The organism is Pseudomonas sivasensis (assembly GCF_052938085.1).
The window spans coordinates 2,320,828-2,334,940 of record NZ_CP176442.1; the positions used below are offsets into that span (position 1 = coordinate 2,320,828).

At 61.4% G+C, this 14,113-nt stretch carries 15 protein-coding genes; 8 read left to right on the forward strand and 7 right to left on the reverse strand.

The annotated features are described in order from the left end of the window. Positions 1-11: 11 nt before the first annotated feature. From ACKZ62_RS10845 to ACKZ62_RS10875, 7 genes are all read right to left on the reverse strand, one after another. Positions 12-365: a Na+/H+ antiporter subunit G gene (locus ACKZ62_RS10845; protein ID WP_032889780.1), complete on the reverse strand. Its 354-nt coding sequence runs from the start codon at positions 363-365 to the stop codon at positions 12-14. Continuing rightward, positions 362-640 (reverse strand): K+/H+ antiporter subunit F, encoded by a 279-nt coding sequence (locus tag ACKZ62_RS10850; protein WP_005789171.1) that lies wholly within the window; start codon positions 638-640, stop codon positions 362-364. Before ACKZ62_RS10850 ends, ACKZ62_RS10845 begins: the two co-directional genes overlap by 4 nt. Continuing rightward, complete coding sequence (locus ACKZ62_RS10855; RefSeq protein ID WP_032889779.1) at positions 637-1,125, reverse strand: Na+/H+ antiporter subunit E; 489 nt, start codon at positions 1,123-1,125, stop codon at positions 637-639. The genes ACKZ62_RS10850 and ACKZ62_RS10855 overlap by 4 nt, the downstream gene beginning before the upstream one ends. Continuing rightward, on the reverse strand, positions 1,122-2,804 hold the full coding sequence (locus ACKZ62_RS10860; RefSeq protein ID WP_032889777.1) for a monovalent cation/H+ antiporter subunit D: 1,683 nt from the start codon (positions 2,802-2,804) through the stop codon (positions 1,122-1,124). Before ACKZ62_RS10860 ends, ACKZ62_RS10855 begins: the two co-directional genes overlap by 4 nt. Then, entirely contained in the window at positions 2,801-3,145 is a 345-nt protein-coding gene (locus tag ACKZ62_RS10865; RefSeq protein ID WP_003192163.1) for a Na+/H+ antiporter subunit C, read from the reverse strand. Before ACKZ62_RS10865 ends, ACKZ62_RS10860 begins: the two co-directional genes overlap by 4 nt. Beyond that, positions 3,145-6,066, reverse strand: a complete 2,922-nt coding sequence (locus ACKZ62_RS10870) for a monovalent cation/H+ antiporter subunit A (RefSeq protein WP_122765488.1) — start codon at positions 6,064-6,066, stop codon at positions 3,145-3,147. The genes ACKZ62_RS10865 and ACKZ62_RS10870 overlap by 1 nt, the downstream gene beginning before the upstream one ends. Before the next feature lie 193 nt (positions 6,067-6,259). Beyond that, positions 6,260-7,189, reverse strand: coding sequence for a DMT family transporter (locus ACKZ62_RS10875; RefSeq protein ID WP_095184419.1), 930 nt, complete (start codon positions 7,187-7,189; stop codon positions 6,260-6,262). Positions 7,190-7,282: 93 nt separating this feature from the next. Between ACKZ62_RS10875 and ACKZ62_RS10880 the strand changes: the two genes are divergently transcribed. The 8 genes from ACKZ62_RS10880 to ACKZ62_RS10915 all read left to right on the forward strand — a co-directional run bounded on the left by ACKZ62_RS10880 (position 7,283) and on the right by ACKZ62_RS10915 (position 14,110). Beyond that, entirely contained in the window at positions 7,283-7,846 is a 564-nt protein-coding gene (locus ACKZ62_RS10880; protein WP_095184420.1) for a helix-turn-helix domain-containing protein, read from the forward strand. 141 nt (positions 7,847-7,987) lie between these two features. Then, on the forward strand, positions 7,988-8,344 hold the full coding sequence (locus ACKZ62_RS10885; RefSeq protein ID WP_447096658.1) for a hypothetical protein: 357 nt from the start codon (positions 7,988-7,990) through the stop codon (positions 8,342-8,344). 174 nt (positions 8,345-8,518) lie between these two features. Next, the gene (locus ACKZ62_RS10890; RefSeq protein ID WP_447096659.1) at positions 8,519-9,715 is read left to right on the forward strand and encodes an SfnB family sulfur acquisition oxidoreductase; all 1,197 of its coding nucleotides are present in this window, start codon (positions 8,519-8,521) and stop codon (positions 9,713-9,715) included. A 12-nt stretch (positions 9,716-9,727) separates the two neighbouring features. Further along, entirely contained in the window at positions 9,728-10,054 is a 327-nt protein-coding gene (locus ACKZ62_RS10895; RefSeq protein ID WP_032889767.1) for an acyl-CoA dehydrogenase, read from the forward strand. After that, complete coding sequence (locus ACKZ62_RS10900; protein ID WP_032889765.1) at positions 10,054-11,487, forward strand: LLM class flavin-dependent oxidoreductase; 1,434 nt, start codon at positions 10,054-10,056, stop codon at positions 11,485-11,487. Before ACKZ62_RS10895 ends, ACKZ62_RS10900 begins: the two co-directional genes overlap by 1 nt. Positions 11,488-11,613: 126 nt before the next feature. Next, complete coding sequence (locus tag ACKZ62_RS10905; RefSeq protein ID WP_181639990.1) at positions 11,614-12,462, forward strand: acyl-CoA synthetase family protein; 849 nt, start codon at positions 11,614-11,616, stop codon at positions 12,460-12,462. Beyond that, positions 12,459-13,229 carry an ABC transporter ATP-binding protein gene (locus ACKZ62_RS10910; protein WP_181639989.1) on the forward strand — a complete coding sequence of 257 codons (771 nt, stop codon included), beginning with the start codon at positions 12,459-12,461 and terminating at the stop codon, positions 13,227-13,229. The genes ACKZ62_RS10905 and ACKZ62_RS10910 overlap by 4 nt, the downstream gene beginning before the upstream one ends. Continuing rightward, positions 13,229-14,110, forward strand: coding sequence for a branched-chain amino acid ABC transporter permease (locus tag ACKZ62_RS10915; protein WP_032889760.1), 882 nt, complete (start codon positions 13,229-13,231; stop codon positions 14,108-14,110). Before ACKZ62_RS10910 ends, ACKZ62_RS10915 begins: the two co-directional genes overlap by 1 nt. Positions 14,111-14,113: the final 3 nt, after the last annotated feature.

Here is a 14,113-nt window from a genome sequence, read left to right on the forward strand (position 1 = left end):
AAGTGCCGGAGCTACGGTGTTTTATCGGCGCGGCGGCTGCTGACTTCGGCCGGCACGTCATCACCGGCCATGCGCTTGCGAAACAGTGCCGTACGGGCCAGAAGCAACGTGGTCACCGGCACGGTGATCGACAGCAAAATCGGAATCAACCACCCGTGCAGCACCGGCCCGGACTTGAGTACCGAAAAATACACGATCGACGCCAACGCTACACACCAGGCTCCCAACGTCGAGGCCAGGGCAGGCGGGTGCATGCGCTGGAAGAAGTCCTTCATGCGCAGCAAACCGATCGCGCCGATCAGCGCAAACACACTGCTCAACACCAGCAGCACCGCGACCACGATTTCCATCCAGAACGGCATCATTCAATCACCTCCCCGCGCAGCAGGAATTTCGCCAGGGCAAACGAGCCCACAAAGCCAAACAACGCAATCAACAGCGCCGCTTCAAAGTAGGTGTCACTGGCATAACGAATACCGAGCACCAGCATCATCAGCATCGCCAGGATGTACAGATAGTCCAGCGCCAGTACCCGGTCTTGAGCTGAAGGGCCTTTGAACAGGCGGATCAGCGTCAGCACCATGGCCAGGGAGAACAGGAACAGGCTGAACAGGATTGCATTGGAGAGCAGGGCGCTCATTCGAAGATCTCCATCAATGGCCGCTCGTACGCGCTTTTGAAATGTTCGATGAAGGCCACTTCGTCCTCCAGATCGAAGACGTGCAGCAGCAGGATGCTGCGATCCAGCGCCAGTTCCGACCAGATGGTGCCGGGCACTACGGTGGTGATCATCGACAGGGCGGCAAGGCCGTTGGCGTCACGCAAGTCCAGGGGGATCTTGATGAAGCGAGAACGCGGTGGGCGCGAGCCGCATGTCAGCACAGCCCAGGCCACTTGCAGGTTGGAGACGATCACATCGCGGCCCACCAGGAAGAACAGGCGGATGATTACGCCAGGTCGGCGGATACGGATCGGCAGCGGGCGCAACGGCGCCATCAGCAGTGGGGCGAGCACCCCCAGCGCAGCACCCAGCAGCAGATGGCCAGGGCTGACGGAGAGGTTCAGCACCAGCCACAGCACCCACAATGCCAGGGACAACCACGGGGCAGGGAGCAGACGCTTCATGGTTGCACCTCCAGAGCGGCCGTCTTGGCTTCAGGGCTGAGCACTGGTCGCGTGGCCATGACCGCCATCACGTAGCTTTCCGGGTTGTTCAGGCTTTGGGCGGTGGCCTGGGTGTAGCGCATTAGCGGCTCGGCCTTGAAGGTCAGCAGGATGCTCAGGCCCAGCAGGAAGAAAATCGGCACGCATTCGTAGCGGCGCAGCAAGGGCGATGGACGCTCCTCCGGGGTCCAGAAACGCTGGACACCCAGACGGGCGAAGGCGATCAGCGAGGCCAGTCCGGACAGGATCAGTAATGCCATCAGGCCCCAGGCCGCAGGGCGGATCGGGCCTTCCTGGCCGCTGCCCAGGCCCAGTGGATTGACCAGCGCACTCAGCAAGCTGAGCTTGCCGATAAACCCGGACAGCGGCGGCATGCCGATGATCAGCAGTGCGCAGGCGACAAAACTCAAGCCCAGGAACGCCATGGTCCAGGGGATCACCTGGCCGACTACGGCTTTCTGCTCGTCATCCAGGTTGACCCCTGGACGCGGGTGCAACGACTCCATGGCCTTGGGCAATGCATCGATTTCTTCATCCAACGGCAGGTCATTGGCCGAGCGCGAACGCTCGATCAATTCGGCCAGCAGGAACAGCGCACTCAACGCCAGGGTCGAGCTGACCAGATAGAACAGCGCCCCAGCGGTCAGGCTCGGCTGGGCGAAACCCACCGACGACAGCAGGATGCCGGCCGACACCAGGATGCTCAGGCTCGCCATGCGTTCCAGACGTTGCGCCGCCACCATTGCTAGCCCAGCGAAGACGATGGTTGCCATGCCGCCGTACACCAGCCAGTCGCCACCAAACAACGCCGAAGCGCCGGCCTGGCCGGAGAACAGCAGCGTCCACAGGCGCAGCACGGTGTACACGCCGACTTTGGTCATGATCGCGAACATCGCCGCCACCGGCGCGCTGGCCGAGGAGTAAGCGGGCGCGAGCCAGAAGTTCAGCGGCCACATGCCGGCCTTGGCCAAAAACGCGGTGGCGAGGATCGCCGCACCGGCATGCAACAGGCCACGATCGGCCTCCGGTACCAGCGGGATTTTCAGTGCCAGATCAGCAAAATTCAGCGTACCGGTAACGCCGTAGATCATCGCCGCGCCAATCAGGAACAGCGACGACGCCAGCAGGTTGATCGCAATGTAATGCAGGCCCGACGACACCCGCGCGCGGCCCGAGCCGTGCAGCATCAAACCGTAGGACGCGGCCAGCAGCACCTCGAAGAACACGAACAGGTTGAACAGGTCCGCCGTGAGGAACGCGCCGTAAAGGCCCATCATCTGGATCTGGAACAGCGCATGGAAGCTGGTACCGGCACGGTCCCAGCGGGCCATGGCGAACAACAGCGCGCTCACGCCGATAATCCCAGTGAGCACCAGCATCAATGCCGAGAGTTGATCCACCACCAGCACGATGCCGAATGGCACCTGCCAGTTGCCCGGCAGGTAGACGCCAATCGAGCCGGGCCCACCTTTTTGCGTCCAGTACAACAGCAGGATTGCGATGCCGAGGCCGATGACACTGGAGAACAGATTGATCTTGGCTTTGAGCGGGCGGCGTTTTTCGCCGAGCATCAGCATCAGCGCTGCGGTGAGCAACGGCAGCAGGATGGGGGCGACGATCAGTTGGTTGACCCAGTTCATTCCTTGGGCTCCCGGCCGTCCACATGGTCCGTGCCGGTCAGGCCCCGTGACGCCAGCAGCACCACCAGGAACAGTGCGGTCATGGCGAAGCTGATCACGATGGCCGTCAGCACCAGTGCCTGGGGCAGTGGATCGGTGTAGTTGAGCAGGTCTTGCGGCACGCCGTCCTTGATGATCGGCTCTTTACCGATAAACAGGCTGCCCATGCTGAAAATGAACAGGTTGACCCCGTACGACAACAAGCACAGGCCCATCACCACCTGAAACGTCCGTGGCCGCAGGATCAACCAGACGCCGGAGGCCGCCAGGACCCCAATGGCAATTGCGATGACTTCTTCCATCAGGCGGCTCCTTCTGTTGCGGCGACTACTTTGGCCTGGTTACTTGGTTTATGCGCGCGCACCGACTGGTGACCGAGGGCAGTGAGCATCAGCAAGGTCGAGCCGACGACCATGGCGTATACGCCGACGTCGAAGAACAGCGCGCTGGCGACATGAATATCGCCCAGCAGCGGCAGGCTGAAATGCCAGGTGTGCGTGGTGAGGAACGGGTAGCCGACAAACAACGCGCCGATCCCGGTCAGCGTTGCCGAGAACAGGCCGAAGCCCATCCAGCGCATTGGCCGCAGGCTCATTTGTGCCTCGACCCACTGCGTACCGGCCACCATGTATTGCAGGATAAACGCCACTGACATCACCAAGCCGGCGACAAAACCGCCGCCCGGTTGATTGTGGCCGCGCATAAACAGGTAGAACGACACTACGAGGGCAATCGGCAGCAGCAGGCGTACCAGCACTGCCGGCACCATCATAAAGCCCAGGGCGGTATCGCTGGCCTGGCGCGGGTTGACCAGGTCGGTCGCCACGTCCGGCGCCAGTTGGCGCTGTTGTGCAGGCAGCTGCATGCTTTCCTTGGACGGGCGGAAGCGCCGCAGCAGGGCGTACACCGTCAGCGCCACGGCGCCTAGCACGGTGATTTCGCCGAGGGTGTCGAAGCCACGGAAGTCCACCAACATCACGTTTACCACGTTGCTGCCGCCGCCTTCGGGAAGGGCGCGGCTCAGGTAGAACGAGGAAATATCGTTGGGCGTCTGGCGCGTCAGCATCGCGTAGGACAGCAGCGCCATGCCGCCACCGACCACGGTAGACAGCAGGAAGTCACGCAGGCGGCGAATGCGCGCCTTGCGTAGCGAGCTGGGCAGTGGCGAGACTTCTTCGATCCGCCGTGGCAGCCAGCGCAGGCCGAGCAGGATCAGCACGGTGGTGACCACTTCGACCACCAGTTGAGTCAATGCCAGGTCGGGCGCGGAGAACCATACGAAGGTGATGCACGTCATCAGGCCGCACACGCTGACCATGGTCAGTGCCGCCAGCCGGTGGTATTTGGCTTGCCAGGCGGCGCCCAGGGCGCAGGCAATTGCCAGCAGCCACAGGGTCACGAACACGATGGAGCCGGGGATCTTCGGCCGGTCGCCCCAACTGAGGCCGCTGTTGAACATCGGGATCATGGCGCCGATCACCGCGACGATCACCAGCAGGAACAACTGGGTCTGCAGGCGCTTGGTGCTGATGCGTTTTTCGATTTTGCGCACGCCGCGCATCATCACCACCAGGCTGCGCTCAAAGCCGCGCTTGCCGTTGAAGTAGCTGATGACCGGCGGGTACTTGAAACGGCCGAGCTTGAGCTGCTTGCGCAGCATCAGGTAGAGCACCACGCCACCGGTCATGGCCACCAGGCTCATGATCATCGGCGCGTTCCAGCCGTGCCAAATGGCGAGGCTGTACTCCGGCAGTACACCACCGACCACCGGCAGTGCCGCAGTGGCGAGGATCGAGCCGACCACCTGGGCCGGGAAAATGCCCACCAGCAGGCAGGTGAATACCAGCAACTCGACGGGGGCACGCATCCAGCGTGGTGGCTCGTGGGGTGTGTGGGGCAGGTCTTTGGCAGGCGGACCGAAGAACACATCGACCGTAAAACGCAGCGCATAGGCCACGCTGAAGGTGCCGGCGATGGTTGCGATCATCGGCAGGGCGATTTCCACCCACTGAGTGGCCGAGATAAACACGGTTTCGGCGAAGAACATCTCTTTGGACAGGAATCCATTGAGCAATGGCACGCCGGCCATGGATGCGCTCGCCACCATCGCCAGGGTCGCGGTGAACGGGATCAGGCGCACCAGGCCGCTGAGCTTGCGGATGTCGCGAGTGCCGCTTTCGTGGTCGATGATGCCCGCCGCCATGAACAGCGAGGCTTTGAAGGTGGCGTGGTTGAGGATGTGGAACACCGCCGCGACGGCCGCCAGCGGGCTGTTGAGGCCCAGCAATAAGGTGATCAGCCCGAGGTGGCTGATGGTGGAGTAGGCCAGCAGGCCTTTGAGATCATTCTGGAACATGGCGCAGTAAGCGCCGAGGAGGAGGGTGAGGGCGCCGGCACCGCCGACGATCCAGAACCATTCTTCGCTGCCCGACAGCGAGGGCCACAGGCGGGCCAGCAGGAACACGCCGGCCTTCACCATCGTCGCCGAGTGCAGATAGGCAGACACCGGGGTCGGTGCCGCCATGGCGTGGGGCAGCCAGAAGTGGAACGGGAACTGCGCGCTTTTGCTCAAGGCGCCGATCAGCACCAGGGCCAGCATGACCGGGTACAGCGCGTGCGCGCGAATCTGATCGCCCGCCGCCAGCACCAGGTCCAGGTCATAGCTGCCGACGATATGCCCCAGCAACATCACGCCTGCCAACAGGCACAAACCGCCTGCACCGGTGACCATCAACGCCATGTAGGCGCCGCGTCGCGCATCGGCGCGATGGTGCCAATAACCGATCAACAGGAACGAGAACAGGCTGGTCAGTTCCCAGAAAAATACGATTTGAATCAGGTTGCCGGAGATCACCAGCCCGAGCATCGCGCCCATAAAAGCCAGGAAAAATGCGAAGAAACGTGGCACCGGATCGTCCGGCGACATGTAGTAGCGCGCATACAGCGCCACCAGTGCGCCGATGCCGAGCACCAGCATCGAGAACAGCCAGGCGAACCCATCCATGCGCAACACGAAGTTCAGCCCAAGGCTGGGTAACCACATGAATTCTTCGCGGATCACGCCACCGTGGGCGATCTGGGGGTAGAGCAGGGCGACTTGAATAGTGCCGACCAGGGCCACAAGGCCGGCCAACAGGGATTCGGTGTTACGTGCATTGTGCGGCAGCAAGGCCGCTAGACAGCTGCCAATGAATGGCAGAAGCAGTAGAACTATCAGGGACATAGGCTTCTAATCTGCGGGAGTTTGGGATGCATCATACGTGCCGCTTTGATGATCACCAAACGGCAAGATGTGGCAGGATCCTACAAGGTAGGCTGAAACTTCCCATTTGGCATTGTTTCATTAGGCTGGAATTACCCCTGTGGCGAGGGCGTATGCTCTTGCCGGGCTGCGAGGCAACTCCAAAACACGAACCTCAATTCTGACGCTCTTGCTCCAGCTCTTCAGCCAACGCGAGCGCTTTCTGCCCCTTCGTCTTTAATTCGCTGACAATCACTGCCACCACGATCAACACCGCCCCCAGCATCGCAATCGGCGGGAACCGCTCGCCGGCAATCCGCCCCACCACACCGGCCCACACCGGCTCGCCGGCGTAGATCAACGTGGCTCGTGTCGGTGAGACGCTCTGTTGCGCCCAGTTCATCGCGACTTGGATTACCGCGCTGGTCAAGCCCAAGCCCACGGCGCTGAACAGCAGCAACCACGAAAACCCCGGCAGCGCCTCGCCCATCGGCACCACCATCAAAAACGATAGGAGTGAGGCTGTGGCCAATTGCACCACCGTCACCCGGCGCACATCCACCTGACCGGCAAATGCGCTGATCAAGATGATTTCCGCCGCAATCGCAATGGCACCGATCAAGGTCGCGATTTCACCTGGGCTGAAATTCAGCGAAGCCCCCGCAGGCCCGGTCAGCAGCATCAACCCGGCAAACGCGAGCATGATGCCGATGCTCGGCATTAACCCAGGGCGACGGCCGAGTACCAGCCATTGCAACAACGGCACGAACGGCACGTAGAGCGCGGTGATAAACGCCGACTGGCTGCTCAGGATCGTCTGCAGGCCGATGGTCTGCAAGCCGTAGCCAAACATGATCGCCACACCGATAAACACCCCGGCCTTCAATTCAAACAAGGTCAGGTCGCGCAGCGTGCGCAACGAGAAGAAACCCACCACGATGGCCGCAGCCGCAAAGCGCAGACCCACGAAAAACATCGGACCGCTCACCGTCATAGCGTGCTGCACCAATAAAAAGGTGCCGCCCCAGATCATGGTGATAAACACCAGAATGCATTCGGCTTTGCTGAAGCGGTTGAAACGCGAAGGGGTTTTGGTGGTGGTCATGGCGGCTCGGTCTTGCACAGGGAAAGGTACGGACCGCACAATGCGCCGCACGCTGGGCAGTATACTGCGCACACCCACCTATTGAGCAATATAGTGCACAAAGAAAATCCACAACGGGCCTCGGTCCTGCAGCACGTCAGCCAAAACGTTCGTCGCCTGCGCCACGCCGCCGACCTGAGCCAGACCGCGCTCTCGGAAAAGTCCGGGGTCAGCCGGCGCATGCTGGTGGCCATTGAAGCAGGCGAGAAAAACGTCAGCCTGTCCACCTTGGACCGCGTGGCCGAAGCATTGGACGTAGCCTTCAGCGACCTGATCCAGGCTCCGGACGTACGCGATCACAGCCGCATCAACGAACTGGCCTGGGCCGGTGAAATTGCCGGGAGCAAGGCGGTGCTACTGGCCAAGGCCACCGCGCGGCGCGAAGTCGAATTATGGGAGTGGCGCCTCGAACCCGGTGATCGCTATTGCCCGGACCCCGACCTGGAAGGCTGGAGCGAGCAGCTGTTTGTGTTCGAGGGCAGCTTGACGCTGGTCGTGGGCGACCAGGAAAACACCATCGGCGCCGGCGAATTCTTCATGTTCGCCAGTCACCAACCCCACGCCTATCGCAACGATGGCGAGGTCGCCGTGCGCTTTGTGCGCAACGTGGTGATTTAGCGGCCTTGTCTACAAGGATGCTGATGAGCACCTGTCAAGTTTCACAGCTTGTTTGTCTCATGTGCCGGGCATAGGTTTATGGCATCACTGCCCGGAAGTGGTTGGTTGGCGGCGATTTAATCAATCACTGGAGGATGCACCATGAAAGACGAACAACCCCCCGTGCTGGTGAACCCCGCACCATCCCTGGAGCCATCACAGGGCGGTGTCGTCCAATATGCTGATGTGGAGGCTGAAGAGCTCAAATTGGTTATCCAACCGTTCGTTGGCATGAGCATAGGTCAAACAATCATTGGGAAGATTGAGGGGAATGGCTCCAGTCACTTCAGGGTTGAAGTTAAATCGGTAGAAACCTTGGAAATTCCCGCGTGGACTGGAAAACCGGTTTTTTTCACGTCCCTCGTTTATGTGAGTTTTGAGGTGGAAGGGCTTTCGCCGCCTTATAAATCGGACCTTGGTAAGTACATTGTCGAAGGGGCTCCTCGCACCCCTGCATAGAGCGTGTTCCATACGTTACTGTTTGCAGGTGAACAGTGACTAGACAGTTTGCTGTATGACAGCGCTCCCGTTCTTTGCGAGATTTTAATTTAACTCATTGTTTTTAAAGTTATTTTTCATGTGGCACGACTCCTGCTGTAGCTCCTGCATATCCCTGGAGCCTGGAGTCGGCCCATGTCAGCCCATCCTCAACACCCTGCCCATATCATCCGCTCGGACGCGGAGGCCATCGAGGTCGCCACGCGCCTGGCCGAACGCTTCGCCGTCGATGCCAGCGTGCGCGACCGCGACCGTCGCTTACCGGTAGACGAACTCGACGAGTTTTCCGCCAGCGGCCTGTGGGGCATCACTGTTCCCAAGGCCTACGGTGGCGCCGGTGTGTCTTATGTCACCGTGTCCGAAGTGATCAAATTGATCTCCGCCGCAGACCCGTCCTTGGGGCAAATCCCACAGAACCATCTGGGTGTCGTCGACATCCTCCTGCAAACCGCCACCGATGAGCAGAAGCGCTATTACTTCGGCAAGGTGTTGGCGGGCTACCGCTTCGGCAATGCTTTCTCCGAGGCCAAGAGCAAAAACGCCGGCACCTTTGACACCCAAATCCGGTTTCACGGTGATACCGCGCAAATCAACGGTGAAAAGTTCTACTGCACCGGCGCACTGTTCGCCCATATCGTGCCCACGGTGGGCAATAACGAAAAGGGCCAGGCGTTCATTGGTTTTGTCGAGCGCAACGCGCCAGGCCTGACCGTGATCGATAACTGGGACGGCTTCGGCCAGCGCACCACCGCCAGCGGCGGCGTGACCCTCGACGGCGTGACTGTGCCCTTGAGTGCGGTGATCCCCGCCCACCTGGCGTTTGACCAACCCACGGCCGATGGGCCGATTTCGCAAATCATCCAGGCAGCGGTGGATACCGGCATTGCCCTCGGCGCCCTTGAACAGGCAAAAATTTTCGCGCGCCAGGCCCGTCCCTGGATCGACAGCCAGCAGGATCATGGCTGGCAAGACCCGTTCACCATCGCCGCCATCGGCGATCTGGAATGGCGCGTGCACGGCACCGAAGCGATCCTCGCCAAGGCCGGCATCGCGGTTGACCAAGCCTTGGCGCAACCGAACGAAGACACCGTGGCCAACGCCTCGCTGATCGTCGCCCAAGCCAAGGTGCTGTCCGCCGAAACCGCCTTGCTCGCCAGCAGCAAACTCTTCGAACTGGCCGGCACCCGTTCGGTCACGGCCAAGCACAACCTCGACCGCTTCTGGCGCAACGCGCGCACCCACACCCTGCACGACCCGGCCCGCTGGAAATACCACCTGATCGGCAACTTCGTGCTCAACGGCGTGAAACCTGCGCGCCACGCCTGGAACTGAGGAACCTGACCCATGACTGCCTTGAATCTCGCGCGCCAACTGCTGGACAGCACCCGCCGCCATGTCGAAAAAAGCGCTGACCCCTATGTGATCAGCCGCTTCGGCGACTTGCAGATCCGTGTGGATGTGGCCGCTGCCTTGCTCGAACGCGCCGAAACCCACCCGAGCCCGGTGGCCGCCACCGAGGCGCAGATCGCCGCCGCCGAAGCCCTCATCGCCGCCAGTAACGCGGAATTTGAACTGACCGGGCAACGCACCGCGCTGCCGTCGACCCTGGATGATCCGTTGCGCAACAAATACCAGATTGTCGGCAACTACCACCTCAACGGAGTGCTGTGATGTCCCGTGAAATCCGCTTGAACGCTTTCGACATGAACTGCGTCGGCCATCAATCTCCCGGCCTGTGGGCGCACCCCCGTGACCGTTCGTGGCAGTACAAGGACCTGGAATACTGGACCGATCTGGCGAAAATTCTGGAGCGCGGCAAGTTCGACGGTCTGTTTATCGCCGACGTGCTGGGCATCTACGATGTGTACAACGGCAACGGTGATGCGGCGATTCGCCAGGCCACCCAAGTGCCGGTCAACGACCCGTTGTCGCTGATCGCGCCGATGGCGTTGGTCACCGAGCACCTGGGCTTTGGTCTCACCGCTTCGTTGTCGTTTGAGCATCCCTATCCATTCGCGCGTCGGCTGTCGACCTTGGACCATCTGACCAAGGGCCGTATCGGCTGGAATATCGTCACTTCTTACCTGGAAAGCGGCGCCAAGAACCTCGGCCAGAAAGCCCAGACCGAACACGACGCACGCTACGACTACGCCGAGGAATACCTGGAGGTTTGCTACAAGCTTTGGGAAGGCAGTTGGGAGGAGGGCGCGGTACTGCGCGACCGCGAGCGGCGGATTTTCAGTGATCCGAGCAAAATCCACGAGATCCGACACGTCGGCAAACACTTCCAGGTGCCCGGCATTCACCTGTGCGAGCCGTCACCGCAGCGCACGCCTGTGCTGTACCAGGCCGGCGCGTCCAGCCGTGGCAAGCAGTTTGCCGCCGAGCAGGCCGAATGCGTGTTCGTCGCCGCGCCGTCCAAGGTGCTGCTGAAAAAAACCGTTGCCGACATCCGCCGTCGTGCGGCCGAGGCCGGGCGTGATCCGAAGAAAATCCTGATCTTCAATTTGCAGACGGTGATCGTCGACGAAACGGACGCCAAGGCTAAAGCCAAGTTTGACGACTACAAATCCTATGTGAGCTACGAAGGCGCGATGGCGCTGATCTCCGGCTGGACCGGCATCGACTTCAGCCAGTTCAAACCGGATGAGCCGCTCAAGCATGTGCACACCAACGCCATTCAATCGGCGGTGGAAGCCTTCTCCACGGCCGATCCGAATAAAGTCTGGACGCCGAATGAACTGGCGGACTGGGTCGGCATCGGTGGCTTCGGTCCGCTGTTTGTCGGCGGTCCGGAGACGGTGGCAGACCTGTTGCAGGAATGGGTCGAAGAGACCGACGTCGACGGCTTCAACCTGGCCTATGCGCTGACCCACGAAACCTTTATCGACGCCGTGGAATGGCTGGTGCCGGAGTTGCAGAAGCGTGGGGTGTACAAGACCGAATACGCCGAAGGCACGTTGCGCGAGAAGTTGTTTGGCGACGGTGCGCGACTGGGAGCCAACCACCCGGGCGCCAGCTATCGCGATCTTTCCAATGCACATAAATCCAATGTGGGAGGGGGCTTGCCGCGGATAGCGGTGGCTCAGTCAAAGGTGGTCTAACTGACCCACCGCCATCGGGAGCAAGTCGAATCGTCGCACCGCCCCTCCCACAGTTGTCCCGTGTCGATCCAAATAATCAAGCCAGCGGACCACCGCACGCACACCTCCCACTAGGAGCAAACACCTATGAGCGTGCTCGAACCCAAGGCCCTCCTGGAACACCTGCAACACTGGGCACAACTCACGCCGTTGCACATCGCCCTGCGCCACAAGCGCCAGGGCCAATGGTATGCCTGGCGCTGGATTGACACCCTGCGCGACGTCGAGCGCCTGGCCGATGGTTTGCGCCAGCAAGGTTTAAGTGAACAGTCTCGCCTGGTGCTCAGCGGCGCCTTTGAGCCGAACCTGCTGTTGCTGGCGTTGGCGGCCCATTCCGTCGGCGCGCAAGTGCTGACGCTGGCCGATGACCTTGAGCCGCAGGCCCTGGAGCAACACCTGTGGCGTATGCATCCCAGCCACGCCTACGCTCAAGGTCGTCAGCGCGATTGGACGTTCACCCAGCGGTTGGATTTCGCCCAATTGCTCGGCCCGGTCGAGCCTGCGCAGCATTTGCAGCGCTGGTGGCAACCCTCCGGCGAAACCGCACTGTGGAGCGAGGAGGGCACCCATTGGCAAGGCGGTCTGGCGGTGCTGCTGGAGCAATGGCTGAGCAGCGGCCACGGCCTGGCCTTCCCGGAAAGCCTTGCCTCGGCGCAGCGCGATCGCAGTGAAGTGGCGCCCACCGGCTTGCTGCTGTCGCCGGAGCGTTTGCGGCAATTGGCCGATGAGATCGAAAGCCGCCTTGCACCCCGCGGCACCTGGCGCCGACGCCTGTGCGACTGGGCCATCGCCCACCCTCAAAGCGGCCTGCGCCGTTTACTGAAGAACCGTGTACGCAAACTGCTGGGTTTTCAGCGCCTGGCCTCTATCTGGCAGCCTCTCAAATCCACTGCCGAGCCCGTGTGGCTGGCTGAACTCAAACGGGATATCGCATGAGCGACGCTATTCTTCAGGTGCGCGATATCTCGCTGTCATTCAAAGGGGTCAAGGCCATCAATGCCTTGTCTTTTGACGTGCAGCGCGGCGAGATCTGCGCGTTGATCGGCCCTAACGGCGCCGGTAAAAGTTCGTTGCTCAATGTGCTCAATGGCGTGTATCGCTTTGACGCCGGCGAGATCGTCTTCGAACAGCAACATTTCCACCGCATCGACCCCTTGGTCGCCGCGCGCCGAGGCATTGGCCGCACCTTCCAGAACAACGCGCTGTTCAAAAAAATGAGCGTGCTCGACAACCTTCTCACCGGCCTGTCGCGGCACATGCGCAGCAGCTTTATCGAGCAGGCCCTCGGCTTGCCACGCGCGCGCCGCGAGGCCGCGACCTTTCGCCAGCGGGGCCAAGGCATTCTTGAGTTCCTTGAGCTGCAAGCACACCGCGATGTGCTGGTGGGCAACCTGTCCTACGGCCTGCAAAAGCGTGTGGAGTTGGGCCGTGCACTGATCGCCGGACCTAGCCTGTTGCTGCTCGACGAACCCATGGCCGGGATGAACGCAGAAGAGAAACAGGACATGGCGCGCTTCGTCGCTGACGTGAACCGCGACCTCGGCACCACCGTGGTGTTGATCGAACACGATATGGGCGTGGTGATGGGACTGTCCAACCACGTGGTGGTGCTCGACTACGGGCGCAAGGTCGGCGACGGCACGCCGGCGCAAGTACAGGCCAATCCCGAGGTGATCGCCGCCTACTTGGGAGCCGTACACTGATGACCTTCTTCTTCGAAACCCTGCTTGGCGGCCTGCTCGCCGGCACGATGTATTCACTCGTCGCCATCGGCTTCGTGCTGATCTACAAAGCCAGCGGTGTGTTCAATTTTGCGCAGGGCGCGATGTTGCTGTTTGCGGCGTTGACCTTTGTCAGCCTGCATGACCAGGGCGTGCCGTTTGCCCTCGCGTTGCTGCTGACGGTAATCGTAATGATCGTCGGCGCGTTGCTCATCGAGCGCCTGGTGCTGCGCCCGCTGGTGAACCGCTCTCAGATCACCCTATTCATGGCCACCCTCGGCTTGTCATTCATTATCGAAGGCCTGGCCCAGGGCTTGATGGGGGCGCAAGTGCGCGCCCTGGACTTGGGCATCGACGACGTGCCGTTGTTTGTCGGCCCGCTGATGCTCAGCCAGTTCGACCTGATCGCCGCAGCGGCTGCCGTGGTGCTGGTGACGGTGCTCGCGCTGCTGTTCAACAAGACCCGCATCGGTGTGTCGTTGCGCGCAGTGGCGGATGACACCACAGCGGCGCTGTCCATCGGCATCAACCTCAACCGCATCTGGCAGATCGTCTGGGCGGTGGCCGGCATTGTCGGGCTGGTGGCCGGGCTGTTATGGGGCGCGCGCCAGGGGGTGCAGTTTTCGCTGTCGCTGGTGGTGCTCAAGGCGTTGCCGGTGTTGATCATCGGCGGCTTTACCTCGATTGGCGGCGCGATTGTCGGCGGGTTGATTGTCGGCGCGGCGGAAAACCTGGCTGAGGTGTATATCGGCCCGCTGATCGGCGGCGGCATCACGCCGTGGTTCGCCTATGTCTTGGCCTTGGCCTTCCTGTATATCCGTCCCGCCGGCCTGTTCGGCGAGCGCGCTATTGAGCGAGTCTGAAAC